The organism is Mycobacterium simiae, from assembly GCF_008370645.1.
GTDB lineage: Bacteria > Actinomycetota > Actinomycetes > Mycobacteriales > Mycobacteriaceae > Mycobacterium > Mycobacterium simiae_A.
Genome location: NZ_VTZN01000033.1, coordinates 22975 through 39267, shown reverse-complemented (window position 1 = coordinate 39267; position 16293 = coordinate 22975). Strand labels below are relative to the sequence as shown.

Below are 16293 nucleotides of genomic sequence, written 5' to 3'. Positions count from 1 at the left end.
TCAATTTGGTGACAACCGCTATCACCACCCTTCCGATGGAAAGCGTCGACGCCGAGGTGACAAACCAGCCAGAGGACAGTGCGCAGGCCGTCGGCAGCGCCATGGTCAGGATGGATGGGCCCATCCGGTAGTTTCAGACATGCTGAATGACAACGGGTTACAGATGTCCGACGTTGATCTGTGGGCAATTCACCCCGGTGGCCCCAAGATCATCGAGCAGTCGGTGGGCTCGCTGGGCATCCCCGCCGAACGCGCCGAGTCCCTTCCGCGAACCTCAACTCGAGACCCGCAACAAGGATGGTGCCCTAGTGACCAATACCCCTGAGCCGCAGCAGGGCAGTGCGCCGGTGCACGACCGCGTCGTATACCGCTCGCTGATGACCGACAACTCGCGTTGGGATGCGCTGCAGCTGCGTGCGGGCGACATCATCATTTCGACACCCTCGAAGTGCGGCATGACGTGGACACAGCGCCTGGTGTCATTGCTCATCTTCGACGGACCGGACCTGCCGGGCCCATTGTCGACGGTGTCACCGTGGCTAGACCAGACCATTCGGCCCATCGATGAGGTCGTCGCCGTCCTGGCGGCGCAAGAACACCGCCGGTTCATCAAGACCCACACCCCGTTGGACGGCCTGGTGCTCGACGATCGGGTTACTTACATTTGTGTGGGCCGCGATCCGCGGGATGCCGCAGTGTCGATGCTGTTCCATGTCGCCAACGTCGACGTCGAGCGGTTGCGTGAGTTGCATGAGGCCGCGGTGCCACCGCAGCTGCGCTCGGGCCCGTCGGGGCCCCAGCCCGGGCCGCAACCTCGTGGGCGCGGCCCGAAAGAGGAGTTCCGGGACTGGATGGAGGGACCGGCCTTGCCGCCCCCTGGTGTGGGATTCGCGGCTCCGGGGATTGGGACGTTGGCCAACATATTGCACCACTTCGGCACCGCGTGGGAGCGTCGTCGTTTGCCCAACCTGGCGCTATTCCATTACGCCGACTACCAGCTGGACCTGGTAGCTGAGCTGATGCGGCTTGCTGCGGTGCTCGGCATCGATCTGAGTCGGGATCGCGCCGCTGAGCTGGCCGGGTACGCCAGCCTAGGTGCGATGCGGTCGCGGGCCGCAGCGGTGGCCCCCAACAGCACCGACGGTATTTTCCACAGCGCGGAGCGATTCTTTCGCCGCGGCGGCTCCGGGGATTGGCAGCAGTACTTCGGCCCCGCGGAGTGCCGCCGCTACCACGATCGCATTAACCAGCTCGCGCCGCCGGAGCTACTCGCCTGGGTCCACCAGGGTCGCCGGGGATACAACCCCGCTGTCTAGGGATCTTGCCGTTGGGCGCGGACGTACCAGAACGCCATCTCGGTTTCGGTTCCGTCCAGTTCGCGGCGCACCGTGACGGGCTCCAGTGATTCGATGTGCCATCTCGCACCAGCCAGGACGTCGCGCAACGTCTGCTCGGGCACCGCGGGCAGCGGGAACTCGTCATGGGGTGGGTTGGCATCGGAAAAGCAACTCATTAACAAAGTTGCGCCCGGCCGGGTGGCACGGTGCACGGCGGCGGCGTAGCTGCGCTTGCCGACGTCGTCGAGACAATGGAACATTCCGCTGTCGATGACGGTGTCGAACGCCTCGGTGTACCCGTCGAGTGTGGTGGCGTCTGCTGCCGCGAATTTCACGTCGACCCCGGCGTCGTTGGCGCGGCGTTCGGCGGTGATCAAGGCGGTGGGGGAAATGTCCAGGCCGGTCACGCGGTTTCCCTGCTCAGCCAGGTAGATAGCGTTGTCGCCAAGTCCGCAGCCGATATCCAACACGTCACCGTGTATCCAGCCGCCCGTCTGCCACGCGATCACATTCTCTTTGGGTGCCTTGGTGTCCCACGGTGGCGTCTTGATCGCCGGGATGCCCGGGCCGGGACTCTCACCGCGATAGAGCGCATCGAAATCCATGCGCGGCTGGTCAGCAGATCCTAGGGAAGAATTCGGGTCCGTCACTTTCGCCAGGATATCGCTTGTAGCGACAACCCTGGCGGTTCACACGTTGTCGTTACGAGGTGGGCCGCCTACACGGAGGCCGAAAATCAGCAAACCCCTAGGTCGCTAACGCCTTGACAGCACCCCTCCCCTTCAGGGATGACGTGAAGCGAGCGGAGGGCTTTCGTGGCTTTGGAGCTGTCGCGCGGGAGCTGCTGCGCTGCAGATGATGGGGCGCCGGTCCCCTGTTGTGCCGGACGTCTGCGCAGTTCCCGTGGTCGATTTGTGCCCGCACCCGGCGATCGTCGTCACCTCCAGTGCCGCCGCGAACACAATCACAACAGAAACTGCGGGCGAAAGACGAGGGGAGACACATTGACCGCAGATTTGCCGGATTGAGATCAAGCCATTCATGGCCAGCCTTTGCTGAGTTGTCCAACCGGAGATTGAGGAGCCGTTGCTCCCACAGCATGCTCCCCAGATCACATTGCCGAAGAGCGCGACATTAACACGGGGTAAGCCAGCTGGGAAACCTTTTCGCATCGGCGCGAAGTACCTGTTTCGCGCTTCACGCCGCCAACCATGCGGTCCCACTGCCATGGCTACCCGCCTAAGGCGTCTAATCTGGACCCGGTGAATCTCGACGGCAATCAGGTAGCTATTCGCGAGGTCTGCGATGCCGGCTTGCTTGCCGGCGCGGTGACGGTGGTCTGGCAACACGGGAAAGTGTTGCAGGTCAACGAGATCGGCTATCGCGATGTCGGCGCGCAGCTGCCGATGCACAGGGACACGCTGTTTCGCATCGCGTCGATGACCAAGCCGGTCACCGTTGCCGCGGTGATGAGTCTGATCGACGAAGGCAAGCTGGCATTGCATGACCCAGTCGCACGCTGGGCGCCGGAGCTAGCCGATCCGCGGGTCCTGCAAGACCCGCACGGCGCGCTGGACCGGACCATGCCCGCCCGCCGTGCCATCCTGATCGAGGATCTGCTGACCCATACCAGCGGCCTTGCCTACGGTTTTTCGGTATCCGGACCGATTTCGCAGGCCTACATGCGACTGCCCTTTGGCATGGGTCCGGACACCTGGCTTGCCGAGCTTGCCGCCCTGCCATTGATCCACCAACCCGGCGACCGGGTGACCTACAGCCATGCCATCGACGTGCTGGGCGTCATCATCTCCCGCATCGAAGACAAGCCGCTCCATCTGGTCCTGGACGAAAAAGTGCTGGGTCCGGCCGGCATGACCGACACCGGATTCTTCGTTTCGCGCGAAGCGCAACGACGTGCCGCAACCATGTACCGCCTCGATGAACAGGATCAATTGCGTCACGACGTGATGGGTCCGCCGCAGCTGGAACCGCCGTCGTTCTGCAATGCCGGCGGCGGGCTGTGGTCGACTGCCGACGACTACTTACGGTTCGTGCGGATGCTGCTGGGCGACGGAACAATCGACGGTGGTCGGGTGCTCTCCGCGGAGTCGGCGCGCCTGATGCGCAGCGACCGGCTGACCGACGAGCAGAAACGGTATAACTTTCTAGGAGCACCGTTCTGGGTGGGACGCGGGTTCGGGTTGAATCTGTCGGTAGTCACCGACCCGGAGAAGTCGACGCCCCTTTTTGGGCCGGGCGGGATGGGCACGTTCAGCTGGCCCGGCGCGTACGGGACCTGGTGGCAGGCCGACCCCGCCGCGAATCTGATCCTGTTGTATCTGATACAGCATTGTCCTGACCTGTCGGTGGACGCGGCGGAGGCAGTCGCAGGCAATGCCGCTCTGGCGAAGATGCGGTTGGCACAACCGAGATTCGTCAGCCGCACCTATCGCGCGCTCGGACTCTAACGGCGGCTCGCAATGAGCAACTTGCCCCCGACCTACCTTGCCAGCCCACGGCTGCTGCTGCGGCCACCCGTGCTCGAGGACGCCGAAGCCCTGTTCGAAGGAATTGCCCGCGATCCAGAGGTGGCGCGGTATTTGTTGTGGACACCGCACACCCAACTCGCCGAAACGCGTCGCGTGATCACTGAGGTCTTCAACATCGGCGACGACGAACGGACCTGGCTGATCACCCGGCACGGCTTTGGCGACGTCGTCGGCCTGATTAGCTGCAGGCGTCCGGCGCTCCACTCCGTCGAGATCGGCTACTGCCTGGGTCAGCGGTGGTGGGGGGTCGGTCTGATGTCCGAAGCACTGGGCATGCTGCTAGCCGAACTCGCGCACGACTCCGAGGTGTATCGGGTCTGGGCCACCTGCCATGTCGACAACGTCAGGTCGGCGCGGTTATTGCAGCGAGCCGGGTTCGTGCTCGAGGGTCGGCTGGCCCGCTACGCGCACTGTCCGAACCTAGCGCCCGAACCGCAAGACAGCCTGCTCTACGCCAAGACTTTGCGCTAACACTCAGACGTGTCCGCGGCGACAACGGCCGGCGGACGGCGCATGCCCGGACGCCGAGGTCAGGATTCGCGGCGTTTGCGCTCATCGACGATGAAAAGGACAAGCGTGACTGCGATGAACCCGGCGGGAAACCAAATCGCGCACTCGCCCATCGCGGGACTGGCGAGCGTGCTCGTCGCCGCGCCGACGACAAGGGTGATGATGAGCGTCGCGTAGAGCCGAAACGCCGCTTGGCCTGCTTGGTCACGATTGACCAGACCGGCATACCCCGCCTCGACGAGGCGCCTGATGTTTCCGGTGATGGACACCGGGACGTATTTCAGGCCGCAGATCTCCCGGAACAATCCAAGTTGCAGAGCCGCCACGAACGAGATCGGAACGGTGGCGACGAGTTGCGAGTCCGACGCGGGCAGGAACCCAATGAGCGCGAGCACCGTCGCCTGCAGGGCCATCACCCAACGCAGCGGATGCTTGACTCGTTGATCGATGCGGCCGGACTGGATATACGACGCCACGGCAACACCGACCAAGAAAGCCAACATCGGCCATACGCGCGCCATGGCGCTGCCCCAGTTCCGTTGGGCGAGGCCCATTCCCAAGAAGAGGAGGTTGACGGTCTGAGCGGTGGCAAACACTCCGCCGCGCACGAGATACGTGTGCACGTCGATGAATCCGTTGGCCAACGTCAGCAAGAGCGCGAACCGCAACGTCGTCTCGGTCTTAATCACCGTGACGTCCGGGCTCGGCTGTTGCGAGCGAGTTGACTGATCGCGCTCACCGAGTCGGTCGTCCCCGTCCCTGGCCGCCGAGGTGCCCCGATCCACTCGGAATACCTTGTGCCACCTGCTCCCACGCAAAGCCCGTCGGGGCGTGTTCATCGCTGACGCGAATCCGGACGGGCTGCTGGCATATCGGCACGATACAACGCAGCTAAGCCGCACTTGGAGGAAATCGTGAGCGCCGAGTGAATCCAGTGGCGCCGCTTCGCGCTGGCCGCCAGCGGCGAGGGGACAGTGGACATTCTGCCGTGACCAGTCTAGCGTTAAGTACGAACGTTCGTACTTGACGAAGGGCGCGCGGTGCTTGTTTCCCTAATGCAGTTCGTGACTGATCTGACTCCGCCCCCGCAATCGGTCGCCGTGTGGGCCGAGGAGCGGGCCTTCGACGGGTTGTACGTGCCTGAGAAGACACATGTGCCGATCAGCCGGAAGACACCCTGGCCGGGCGGGCAGCTGCCGGATTGGTACTGCCGCTGCTTTGACCCATTCGTCGCTCTCACAGCGGCCGCGGCGGTAACGACACGGTTGCGAGTGGGCACCGGGGCCTGCTTAGTTGCGGTTCACGATCCGATCCTGCTGGCCAAACAGATCGCTTCGCTATGCAGCATGTCCAACTCTCGGTTCGTGTTGGGAGTTGGGTTCGGGTGGAACGTCGAAGAGCTGGCCGATCACGGCGTGCGGTTCGCCGACCGAATCGGCGCCACGGTGGACAAGCTCACCGCCATGCGCGCATTGTGGGCCGCCGAGCCAGTGCACTATCAGGGCGCTTTCGCGTCGATACCGCCGTCTTGGGCCTGGCCCAAACCCGCCGACGCACCGCCTGTGCTGTTCGGTTGCCGGGCCGGTGCGCGGGCGTTCGACGTGATGGCCCGCCACGGAGACGGGTGGCAGCCCATCGAAGGGTACGGGGAATTGCTTGCGGCGCTACCGATGTTGCGTGGTGCATTCGAGCGCACCGGGCGCGATCCAGCGAGCGCGCAAGTCTGCGTGTACTCATCAGCCGGCGATCCGGCAACGCTCGCGGAATATCGCGCCGCCGGCGTCGCCGAGGTGGCACTGACGCTGCCGTCCGCGCGCCGCGACGAGGTGCTGCGGACAATGGACCGGCTGGCGCCACTGGTCGAGGCATTCGGTGAGGGGCAGAAAAGTCATGCCTAGCAAAGAATTTGGCCGCGAGACCCGTGAGCAGATCCTGCGCGCCGCCATGGACGCCGCATCCGTCAAGGGCCTGTCAGGGCTGTCCATCGGCGAGCTGGCCACCCAACTCGGCATGAGCAAGTCGGGCTTGTTTAGACACTTCGGCGCCAAGGAGCAGCTGCAACTAGCCACCATCGATGCTGCGATGACGGTGTTCGAACGCGAAGTCATCACTCCTGCGCTGGCAGCCGCACCCGGACTGGATCGGCTGCGGGCCTTGATGCAGCAGTGGGTCAGTTACCTGGAACGCGATGTGTTCACTGGTGGCTGCTTTTTCGCCGCCGCATCCGCCGACGTCGACTCACAGCCGGGTCCAGTGCGTGACCTCATCGCCGAAGCCGGCCAGGCCGGGATCGCGGCAATGATGAGCGAAATCGAATTGGCACAACGCCTCGGCCAACTGCGCGCGGACATCCAAGCCCGCCAACTCGCATTCGAGCTGCATGCTTACGCGATGGAGGCCAACTGGTCCCGCTTGTTGTTGGACGACAACCAGGCCCCAAACCGGGCCCGCGCGGCCATCGACGCCGCGCTGACACGTGCCGGCACCGCCACAGAAGGAGTCGAAAAGTGAGATTTATCAACCATATTGAGCCGGTCGCGGCGCGCCGCGCCAGTGGCGTGGTCGCCGACGTGTATGCCGAAGTGCGCCATGATTTCGGCCGAGTCGTCGAGCCACTGGTCATGTTCTCCCCGGATGAACAGCTGCTGGCCGCGGCCTGGGCGACGGTGCGCGAAACCCTGCTCGCGGGGCAGGTGCCACGCGGCAACAAGGAGGCTGTCGCGGCGGCAGTCGCGGCCAGCCTGCGCTGCCCGTGGTGCGTCGACGCCCACACCACGATGTTGTACGCCACGGGTGCGCGCGACACGGCCGCAGCGATCCTGGCGAACAAGGAGCTATCGCCCGACGATCCGAACGCGCCGATTGTGGCGTGGGCAGCCGGCACCGGGGGGCCGTCGCGTCTGGAGACGCCCTTCGGCTCCGACCAGGCAGCCGAATACATCGGCACCGCGCTGGCGTTCCACTTCATCGCCCGCGTGGTCCTGGTACTGCTGGACGAGACCTTCTTACCCGGTGGCCAGCGCGCCCAGTCCTTGCTGCGGCGAGCCGGTGGAATGGCGTTTGCCCGTAAAGTGCGCGCTGATCGCCCGTCGGGTGTGTCCACGCAGCGACTGGCTTCCCGCTCACTCCCACCCGAGCTGCAGTGGGCCGCTTCCTGCCCGCCGATGGCGGTCGCGGTGGCCGCGCTCGACCACCACCTGGACGCGTCGTCACCGCTACCCGAACCTAGCCGCCGAGTGATCCGGCGGGCCGTGGATTCCTGGCTCGGCGAGCCGACGCCGCTCAGCAGCAGCTGGACCACCGAGCACACCGCCGATCTGCCCGCAGAGCTGCGCGCGCCGACCCGCCTTGCCCTATTGACCGGCCTGGCCCCGCATCAGGTGACTGACGCCGACGTCGCCGCCGCGAAACCGCTGCTTGCCACCGATGCGGACCTGGTGAATGCGCTGGCCTGGGCGGCATGGATGGCGGCGCGAAGCATCTGCGCCCGGCGCGCGGCAGAGTCGGCGACTAGCCAGTGAGCGGAATCCGCCATCGTATGCGCCAGTACCCTCACAAGCTGTGGAGCTGCTCGTCGCCGCCAACCCTGACACGGGTTCCCGACTGCCATTTTTGATTCGGGTTCCGTTAGGTGCGGGGATGGTCTTCGCCACGTCGGACGTGTGGCCGCGCACCAAGGCGCTGTATTGCCACCGGCTGGACATCGCAGACTGGCCCGAAGACGCCGTCATCGTCGACCGCGTGGAGCTGCGCAGCTGCACGCGCCGCGGCGCGGCGGTCGACGTCGTCGCGGTCCGCTCACGGGAAAACCGATCCCAGCTAGTGCACACCATGGCGCGCGGACGCCAAGTGGTGTTCTGGCAAAGCCCGAAAACGCGAAAACAGTCCCGGCCGGGCGTGCGCACCCCAAGCGCTCGTGCCGCCGGCGTCCCGGAGCTTGACATCATCGTCGACGCCCACGAACGCTATCCCTACACCTTCTCCGACAAGCCGGCGAGAACGACGCGTGCAGCACTCCCCTGCGGCGACTATGGACTTAAGGTAGCTGGGCAGCTCGTCGCGGCGGTCGAGCGAAAAGCGCTGTCGGACTTCACCTCTGGTGTGCTCAACGGAACGTTGAAATACCAGCTCACCGAGCTGGCGGCGCTGCCGCGGGCCGCGGTGGTTGTCGAGGAACGCTATTCGGAGATCTTCGCGCTCACCTTCGCTCGCCCGGCGGCAGTCGCCGACGGGCTGGCCGAGTTACAAATCAGCTTTCCCAACGTGCCGATCGTATTCTGCCAAACCCGCAAGCTCGCACAGGAATACACCTACCGCTACCTTGCCGCCGCCCTAGCCTGGTGTGTCGACCATGCCGACGCCGCAGAGATTTTCCAATCGAATCCGCAGCCCGATCCCAGCAGCGCCGAGCTGCGTGCGTGGGCGAAAAGCGTCGGCTTGCCGGTGTCCGACCGCGGCCGTCTGCGCCCAGAGATTCTGCAGGCCTGGCGGCAGACGCAGTAGGCACAGCTGGGCGGAAATCACCACTGCCGCATGTGATTCTGCGAAGACCATCCGGCCTCACGACGCTGCCGATGCAGCGCCACTTCCCGAGCTGCGCGATAGCGGTCGCCGGCGTGGCCGACACCTGCGTCAGCCTGCGCCTAATCGTTGCGATTCATTCTCGGACAAAGCACCAGAGCGGGCTCACGAATCGGCTTACCATGTCATGGTGATGCGCCAGGCATTTGTGGTGGCGGTGCCGGAGGCGCTGACGGCGACGGCGACGGACTTGGCCGGCATCGGTTCGGCGATAACAGTGGCCAACGCTGCAGCCGCGGCCCCCACCGCTAGGGTGCTGGCCGCGGGCGCTGACGAAGTGTCGGCGGCGATCGCGGCGGTCTTTTCCAATCATGCTCAGGCTTATCAGGCGCTCAGCACGCAGGCGGCCGGGTTTCACGAACGGTTCGTGCAGGCACTGCACAGCGGCGCGGGCTGGTATGCGGCCGCCGAGGCCGCCAACGCCTCGCCGTTGCAGTCCGCGGAGCAGGAACTGCTGAATGCGCTTAACGCGCCCACCGCTTTGCTGTTTGGGCGCCCGCTGATCGGCAACGGCGCCAACGCGCCGGCGGGAAGCGGCCTGGCTGGCGGGGCCGGGGGGCTGCTGTTAGGCAACGGCGGAAACGGCGGATCCGGCGGAACCGGGCAGCCGGGAGGGCCCGGCGGGGACGCCGGCCTGATCGGGAATGGCGGCAAGGGCGGAAACGGCGGTACCGCCGTGACCGGAGGGACGGGTGCGCCCGGCGGGCCGGGCGGTAACGGCGGGCTGCTTTACGGCGTGGGCGGCGCCGGCGGCAACGGCAGCGCCGGCGCCCTCGGCGCCGGCGGGGCCGGCGGGGCCGGCGGCAACGCCGGGCTGGTAGGCACCGGCGGCGCCGGCGGAGCCGGCGGCGACGGCGGCGGTGGCGGCACGGTCGGCGCCGGCGGAGCCGGCGGGGCCGGCGGCAACGCCGGGTTGGTCGGCTCGGGCGGAGCCGGTGGGAGCTCCGGCCCCGGCAGTGTTGGCGGCTCTGGCGGGGCTGGGGGAGCTGGCGGTGACGCCGGGACAGGTGGCGCGGGCGGCGTCGGCGGAACGGGTGATTCCGGTTCACCGAGCGGTCGTAGCGGTGCCGGTGGGGGCGCCGCAGCCGGCGGGGCCGGCGGCAATGGCGGGGCTGGTGGCATTGGGGACGCCAGTGGTGGTGGTGTTGGTGGGGCCGGCGGTGCCGGTGGTGCTGGTGGTAACAGCGGAACCGCAGGGCCGGCGACCACCAGCTATATCAATGGTTTGGCGGGCGGTAGCGGCGGTCTCGGCGGTGCCGGCGGCAGCGGAGGGTCGGGCGGCGCGTCCACGACGGGCCCCAGCGGTGCCGGCGGTGCGGGCGGTGCCGGCGGAACCGGCGGCAACGGCAGCAACGGCGGTTCGGCGATCCTCGGTGGAATCGGCGGGGACGGCGGCCGCGCGGGTGGCGGTGGGGCTGGCGGCGCGGGAGGGGCCGGCGGCACGTCGACCATCCGTAGCGGCGGTGCGGGCGGTGCTGGCGGCGCCGGCGGCGACGCGGGCCGGGGCGGTGTCGGCGGGAACGGTGGCGACACCCCTCTGGCCTTCTCCCAGGGCGGCTTTGCCGGCGATGGCGGGGCGGGTGCCCGAGGCGGCGCCGGAGGCAGCGGCGGTGCTGGCGGTCACGGCGGCAACGATGCCGGCGGCATCGGTGGGTTGGGCGGTCGAGGCGGGAGCGGCGGGTTTGCCGGAGCCGGCGGCACCGGTGGCGCATCCAGGTTGTTCCCCGGGGCTCCAGGAGGTAATGGAGGTCTCGCTGGCGCCGGTGGTAGCGGCGGTACCGGTGGGGCCGGCGGTAGTAACAGCCTTGGCACTGGCGGGGCTGGCGGGGCCGGCGGAGCTGGCGGGACCGGTGGCGCCGGCGCTGCCGGTGGCCGAGGCGGCCCGGCCCTTGATTCGATCAGCTTTGGCGGCGCTGGCGGTGACGGCAGCTTCGGAGGCGACGGCGGTGACGGCGGCAATGGCGGCAATGGCGGCACGAGTAGCTTCGGCGGGGGCGCGGGCGGTAGCGGCGGCGGTGCTGGCAACGGGGGCGCTGGTGGCGCTGGTGGCCCCGGCGGGGTCAACATAGACGGCCTTAACCCCGGTCCTACCGGAGGCTCCGGCGGGCCAGGCGTCGCCGGTCAGCCCGGGCATCCTGGCAACAGCGGCTAACGCCGGGGCGGATATCCCTATCGGCCGGGCACGGAACGCAGGGTCAGCCACGTCACACGTCGCCCCTGGAGCAGCCGAAAAGCCCGCTGCCGCCCGGGTCGATTACCGTGGCAATTCGGATAAACCGGGCGCGGCTAAGGTGGAGTTAGTGGGTATCGGGTTGGCGTCGCCTACATCGACGAGCAAGGACCAGCACCCGCAGCGAGCAGACTAGTCGCTCTTTTCTTTGTCGCCGGGCCGGGTCTCATCATTGTCGAGATGGATCACTTCGGTGCGTGCCTCGCTGTCGGTGGCGATCGTCTCGGTGGGTGCTTCGGGCTGGTTGGTGCGGATCACCTCGGTGGATGCTTCGCGTTCGGCGGTGGCAACCGCCGTGGGTGCGGTGGCCGGTGCCTCTGACCCGGTTGTCTGAATCTCTCCGGTCGGGGTCTCGTCGGCGCGGACGGCGGCGAAAACGTCGGTATCGGCGCGCTCGCCGGTGGCGGCCAGGCCGTGGTGCCTTACCGGCTCCTTCTCCAACCGCCGGTCCACCCGCCAGCGGCCCACGGCGACACCGGTCATGCCGGGTAGGAAGACGAGGAGCGCGGTGAAGGCCGCGAACGTTGTCAACTCGTTGATCAGCCCGCCGGCATAGACCCCCTGGTAAAACAGCGCAATGAGCCAGGTCACCGCGCCGCTGAGCACTCCGGCCGCCAGGCCGGCGAGCAGCCAGGCCATCGCCAGATCCGCGCGGCGATCCGGGTCCGGGTTCGCCTTGGCATCAGCCCGGCCGTCAATGAGACCCCAGACCACGACGCCGATGATGTACAACGTGAGAAGCGTTATGCTGATCAACCCGGCCTGCTTTTGCCACGCGTTGATCAGCGCCCCCTGAAACAGGCGCAACACCACCATCGCAGCGGCGAACACCAACCCGCGTAGCATCCAGTTCCTCATGGGCCATCAGCGTAGCGAGTAGCGTCAAGGGTCGTGACACATTCCCAGCGTCGACACAACCTCAAAGCCAAAATCGGCGCCGCCGGACTGGACGCAATGCTGGTCACCGACCTGATAAATGTGCGATATCTATCCGGTTTCAGCGGATCCAACGGCGCGTTGCTGATCTTTGCCGACGAACGCGAAGCGGTGCTGGCCACCGACGGGCGATACCGGACCCAGGCCGGGAAGCAAGCACCCGATCTCGAGGTGGTGATCGAGCGGGCTCTTGGACGCCACCTGAGTCGTCGGGCCGCCGACGACGGCGTGCGCCGGCTCGGATTCGAAAGCCATGTCGTCACGGTCGACGGCCTGGACGCCTTGACGGCTGCGCTGGAGGACACCTGCACCGAACTCGTGCGGGCCGCCGGCACCGTGGAGGCGTTACGCGAGGTCAAAGACGCCGGGGAATTGGCGTTGTTGCGCCTGGCCTGCGAAGCGGGCGACGCCGCGCTGACCGACTTGGTGCGGCGCGGCGGTCTGCGTCTCGGCCGCACCGAGCGTGAGGTAGCGCGCGAGCTGGAGGGCCTGATGCTCGACCACGGCGCCGACGCCGTGTCCTTCGAGACGATCGTGGCTGCCGGGCCGAATTCGGCCGTGCCCCACCACCGGCCCACTGACGCGGTGCTGGCGACGGGCGACTTCGTCAAGATCGACTTCGGTGCCCTGGTCGCCGGTTATCACTCGGACATGACCCGCACCTTCGTGCTGGGCAAAGCGGCCGACTGGCAGCTGGAGATCTACCAGCTGGTCTCCCAAGCACAAAAGGCCGGCCGAGAGGCGTTGCAGCCGGGCGCTGAGCTGCGCGAGGTCGACGCTGCCGCGCGCCAGCTGATCACCGACGCCGGTTTCGGGGAGAATTTCGGCCACGGTCTCGGACACGGCGTTGGCCTGCAGATACATGAAGCGCCGGGCATCGGGGCCACATCCGCCGGTACACTACTTCCGGGCTCCGTGGTGACCGTGGAGCCCGGCGTTTATTTGCCCGGCCGCGGCGGTGTCCGCATCGAGGACACCTTGGTGGTGCCCACTGGTAAGCCAGAGACGTCGCGAACCGCTGGGCTCACCCCGGAATTGTTGACCCGGTTCCCCAAGGAACTGGCCATCCTGTAGGAGATTTATCGACCGTGGCGACCACCGCTGACTTCAAGAACGGACTTGTCCTGCTCATCGATGGGCAGCTGTGGCAGATCGTCGAGTTCCAGCACGTCAAACCCGGCAAGGGCCCGGCATTCGTGCGGACCAAGCTGAAGAACGTGCTGTCGGGCAAGGTTGTCGACAAGACCTACAACGCCGGGGTGAAGGTAGAAACCGCGACCGTGGACCGCCGCGACACCACCTTTTTGTACCGCGACGGCTCGGATTTCGTGTTCATGGACAGCCAGGACTACGAGCAGCACCCGCTGCCGGAGTCCCTGGTCGGCGACGCCGCGCGGTTCTTGCTGGAGGGCATGCCGGTACAGGTGGCATTTCACAACGGGGCGCCGCTCTATATCGAGCTGCCGGTGACCGTCGAAATCGAGGTCACCCACACCGAGCCAGGCCTGCAGGGTGACCGGTCGAGCGCCGGCACCAAGCCGGCCACCCTGCAGACCGGCGCGCAGATCCAGGTGCCGCTGTTCATCAACACCGGAGACAAGCTGAAGGTCGACTCACGCGACGGCAGTTACCTGGGCAGGGTCAACGCCTGAGCATGCCTGAGGGAAAGCCGGGCAAGCCGGCGCGAGCTATCAAAGGACGCCACCAAGCCCGCAAGCGCGCCGTGGACCTGTTGTTCGAAGCTGAAGCACGCGGCATGAGCCCGGCCGAGGTGGTCGAGTCCCGTACCGCACTGGCCGAAGCCAAACCGGAGATAGCACCGGTACATCCCTACACGGCCGCGGTGGCGCGCGGGGTCAGTGAACACGCTGCCCACGTCGATGACCTGATCACCTCGCATCTGCAGGGGTGGACGCTGGAGCGGCTGCCCGCGGTCGATCGCGCCATCCTGCGGGTTGCGGTGTGGGAATTGTTGCATGCCGACGACGTCCCGGAACCGGTTGCTGTCGACGAGGCCGTCGAGCTGGCCAAGGAGTTGTCCACCGACGAGTCGCCGGGGTTCGTCAACGGAGTGCTGGGCCAGGTCATGCTGGTGACCCCGCAGATCCGCGCGGCCGCTCACGCGGTCAGCCGTACGAGAACCAAGGGTTGTGTTCATGAGCAGACTTGAGTTACGTGTCGTGACCGCCGCCTGGATGGCCGCGGCGGTGGTGCTTGGTGCCGTCATCTGCGCTGCCTACGGGTGGGCCGTAGCAGCGTCGGCGTTGTCAATCTACGCGCTAGGCGTGGGTGCCTGGTTGTATCACTGCATCGAGCGGCTGATCCTGGCCCGCCGCATCAGCACGGTCCGCTCTGCGGCCAAGCCGCTACAGCCCCTGCTTCCGGTGATGGCCGCCATCATGGGACTAACCCAAGCCGTGGTCAGATCGCTCAGCGATGTCACCGACCTGCCGGCGCGCCGCTGGGAGATGCCGCAGTTCCCCCAGCTACCGATGCTGCGCTGGGTGGACAGCACCCTGGGTAACCGGCGCATCGTCAACAGCGATGACGAGTTGGATGGCTGACCAGGCACACCAAAGCTTCCTAATTCTAGACGACCACGAAAAACGAATCCCGGTAGGCCTCAAGAAGTCTTAGCCATAATTCGCTGACGGTCGGGAAGCACGGCACGGCGTGCCACAACCGGTCTATGGGCACCTCGCCGGCGACGGCGATGGTGGCCGCGTGCAGCATCTCCGTGACGCCCGGGCCGACCATGGTCACGCCGAGCAGGTGGCTGCTATCGACGTCGACCACCATTCGCGCCCGGCCCGTGTAACTGTCGGCATAGAGCTGGGCTCCCCTGACGACGTCGCCGATTTCGACATCGATGGCCTTGATCCGGTGCCCGGCCTGCACCGCCTGCTCCTCCGTGAGCCCCACCGCGGCGACTGCGGGGTCGGTGAAGAGGGTCTGCGGCACGGCGCGATGGTCTGCGGTGGTCGCATGAGCGCCCCACTGCGCGGTATCCAACGGCGTGCCCGCGGCACGGGCGCCGATGGCCGCACCGGCAATGCGTGCTTGGTACTTACCCTGATGGGTCAGCAGCGCACGGTGATTGACGTCGCCGGCCGCGTAGAGCCAACCATCGTCGACGGCCCGCACCCGGCAGGTGTCATCGACATCGAGCCAGCTGCCCGGGGTCAATCCGACGGTTTCCAAACCGATATGGTCGGTGAGGGGTTTCCGGCCGGTGGCAAAGAGTATTTCGTCGACCTCAAGCTCGGTTCCGTCGGTCAAAGCGAGCGCTAGTGGGCAATAGGGGTAAGCCCGGCTGAGTTCGCGGACTGTCACACCCATACGCACATCCACGCCCGCGTCTGCTAGACCGCGGCCGACAAGCTCGCCCACAAAGGGCTCCATCCGAGGCAACAGGCCAGAGCCTCTGGCCAGCAAGGTCACCTTTGAGCCCAATCCTTGCCAGGCCGTTGCCATTTCGACACCCACGCCGCCGGCCCCCACAACGGCGAGCCGGTTCGGGACATCGCTGCTGTCGTTGGCTTCGCGGTTGGTCCACGGTCGAGCTTCGGCAAGGCCGGGCAAGTCTGGGATAGCGGACCGGCTTCCGGTGCAGATGACAACCGCTTGCCGGACGGCCAGCACCACCTCCCTGCTGCTGGGTGTCGTGACGACAACTCGTCGCGGACCGTCCAGCCGTCCATGTCCGCGCACCAGCATCGCTCCGATATCGGACACCCAGTCGGCCTGGCCGGTGTCGTCCCAGTCGTTCACGTAGCGGTCACGGCGGCCGAAGACACCGGCCGCATCTACCGAGCTGTTGACCGCCTCGCGCGCGCCATCGACTCGCTGGGCGTCGGAGACCGCGCGGACCGGACGCAGCAGCGCCTTGCTGGGCACGCAGGCCCAGTACGAAGACTCGCCCCCGACGAGCTCGCGTTCGACCATCGCGACTTCTAGGCCCGCTGCCCGGGCGCGGTCTGCGACATTCTGGCCCGCCGGACCCGCTCCGAGCACCACTACGTCGAATGTCTGGTCGTATGTCTGTTCCTGTTGGTCGGCCGCCATGGCCGAAATCCTATGTGTAGGCATTGGCCCCTCGAACACCACCTTGTCGCGCCCATCTTGACGCCTGGGCGCTCGCGTCGGAGCT

General features: G+C 66.7%; 16 protein-coding genes and 1 pseudogene. 13 read left to right on the top strand and 4 right to left on the bottom strand.

All coding sequences use genetic code 11. The features are described from left to right. Positions 1–124 precede the first annotated feature (124 nt). Positions 125–256: pseudogene (locus tag F0Q45_RS27565) on the top strand (type III polyketide synthase); the annotation flags it as partial. A 121-nt stretch (positions 257–377) separates the two neighbouring features. Then, the gene (locus F0Q45_RS08065; protein ID WP_149653444.1) at positions 378–1316 is read left to right on the top strand and encodes a sulfotransferase domain-containing protein; all 939 of its coding nucleotides are present in this window, start codon (positions 378–380) and stop codon (positions 1314–1316) included. Here the strand turns inward: F0Q45_RS08065 and F0Q45_RS08060 are convergent. Then, positions 1313–1942: a class I SAM-dependent methyltransferase gene (locus F0Q45_RS08060; protein WP_149653443.1), complete on the bottom strand. Its 630-nt coding sequence runs from the start codon at positions 1940–1942 to the stop codon at positions 1313–1315. The genes F0Q45_RS08065 and F0Q45_RS08060 overlap by 4 nt on opposite strands. Before the next feature lie 657 nt (positions 1943–2599). Here F0Q45_RS08060 and F0Q45_RS08055 point away from each other — a divergent pair. Together F0Q45_RS08055 and F0Q45_RS08050 are read left to right on the top strand one after the other, a co-directional pair. Further along, a complete protein-coding gene (locus F0Q45_RS08055) occupies positions 2600–3805 on the top strand; it encodes a serine hydrolase domain-containing protein (RefSeq protein WP_188112835.1) in 1206 nt (401 codons plus the stop codon). A 12-nt stretch (positions 3806–3817) separates the two neighbouring features. Further along, positions 3818–4357 carry a GNAT family N-acetyltransferase gene (locus F0Q45_RS08050; RefSeq protein ID WP_149653439.1) on the top strand — a complete coding sequence of 180 codons (540 nt, stop codon included), beginning with the start codon at positions 3818–3820 and terminating at the stop codon, positions 4355–4357. A 59-nt stretch (positions 4358–4416) separates the two neighbouring features. Here the strand turns inward: F0Q45_RS08050 and F0Q45_RS08045 are convergent, their stop codons facing one another. Next, positions 4417–5181 (bottom strand): YoaK family protein, encoded by a 765-nt coding sequence (locus F0Q45_RS08045; RefSeq protein ID WP_262490915.1) that lies wholly within the window; start codon positions 5179–5181, stop codon positions 4417–4419. Between the two features lie 255 nt (positions 5182–5436). On the opposite strand from F0Q45_RS08045, the gene F0Q45_RS08040 reads away from it, so the two are divergent. The 5 genes from F0Q45_RS08040 to F0Q45_RS08020 all read left to right on the top strand — a co-directional run bounded on the left by F0Q45_RS08040 (position 5437) and on the right by F0Q45_RS08020 (position 11129). Further along, complete coding sequence (locus F0Q45_RS08040; RefSeq protein ID WP_149653437.1) at positions 5437–6294, top strand: TIGR03619 family F420-dependent LLM class oxidoreductase; 858 nt, start codon at positions 5437–5439, stop codon at positions 6292–6294. Beyond that, positions 6287–6907, top strand: a complete 621-nt coding sequence (locus tag F0Q45_RS08035) for a TetR/AcrR family transcriptional regulator (protein WP_149653436.1) — start codon at positions 6287–6289, stop codon at positions 6905–6907. Before F0Q45_RS08040 ends, F0Q45_RS08035 begins: the two co-directional genes overlap by 8 nt. Further along, positions 6904–7917, top strand: a complete 1014-nt coding sequence (locus F0Q45_RS08030; RefSeq protein WP_149653435.1) for an alkyl hydroperoxide reductase — start codon at positions 6904–6906, stop codon at positions 7915–7917. Before F0Q45_RS08035 ends, F0Q45_RS08030 begins: the two co-directional genes overlap by 4 nt. Before the next feature lie 40 nt (positions 7918–7957). After that, on the top strand, positions 7958–8899 hold the full coding sequence (locus F0Q45_RS08025; protein WP_149653434.1) for an ERCC4 domain-containing protein: 942 nt from the start codon (positions 7958–7960) through the stop codon (positions 8897–8899). A 211-nt stretch (positions 8900–9110) separates the two neighbouring features. Continuing rightward, positions 9111–11129, top strand: coding sequence for a PE family protein (locus tag F0Q45_RS08020; protein ID WP_149653433.1), 2019 nt, complete (start codon positions 9111–9113; stop codon positions 11127–11129). Between the two features lie 210 nt (positions 11130–11339). On the opposite strand, the gene F0Q45_RS08015 is transcribed toward F0Q45_RS08020, so the two are convergent. After that, positions 11340–12065 (bottom strand): B-4DMT family transporter, encoded by a 726-nt coding sequence (locus F0Q45_RS08015; RefSeq protein WP_149653432.1) that lies wholly within the window; start codon positions 12063–12065, stop codon positions 11340–11342. 33 nt (positions 12066–12098) lie between these two features. Here F0Q45_RS08015 and F0Q45_RS08010 point away from each other — a divergent pair, with 33 nt between their 5' ends. Genes F0Q45_RS08010 through F0Q45_RS07995 form a run of 4 tightly spaced genes read left to right on the top strand, consistent with a single transcriptional unit; the run spans position 12099 to position 14707 of the window. Then, a complete protein-coding gene (locus F0Q45_RS08010) occupies positions 12099–13217 on the top strand; it encodes a M24 family metallopeptidase (protein WP_149653431.1) in 1119 nt (372 codons plus the stop codon). Between the two features lie 14 nt (positions 13218–13231). After that, positions 13232–13795, top strand: a complete 564-nt coding sequence (efp, locus tag F0Q45_RS08005) for an elongation factor P (protein ID WP_149653430.1) — start codon at positions 13232–13234, stop codon at positions 13793–13795. Between the two features lie 2 nt (positions 13796–13797). Further along, positions 13798–14313, top strand: coding sequence for a transcription antitermination factor NusB (gene nusB / locus F0Q45_RS08000; protein WP_149653429.1), 516 nt, complete (start codon positions 13798–13800; stop codon positions 14311–14313). After that, positions 14300–14707, top strand: coding sequence for an antitermination protein NusB (locus tag F0Q45_RS07995; RefSeq protein WP_149653428.1), 408 nt, complete (start codon positions 14300–14302; stop codon positions 14705–14707). The genes nusB and F0Q45_RS07995 overlap by 14 nt, the downstream gene beginning before the upstream one ends. A gap of 25 nt (positions 14708–14732) precedes the next feature. On the opposite strand, the gene F0Q45_RS07990 is transcribed toward F0Q45_RS07995, so the two are convergent. Continuing rightward, positions 14733–16208, bottom strand: a complete 1476-nt coding sequence (locus F0Q45_RS07990; protein ID WP_262490914.1) for a dihydrolipoyl dehydrogenase family protein — start codon at positions 16206–16208, stop codon at positions 14733–14735. Positions 16209–16293: the final 85 nt, after the last annotated feature.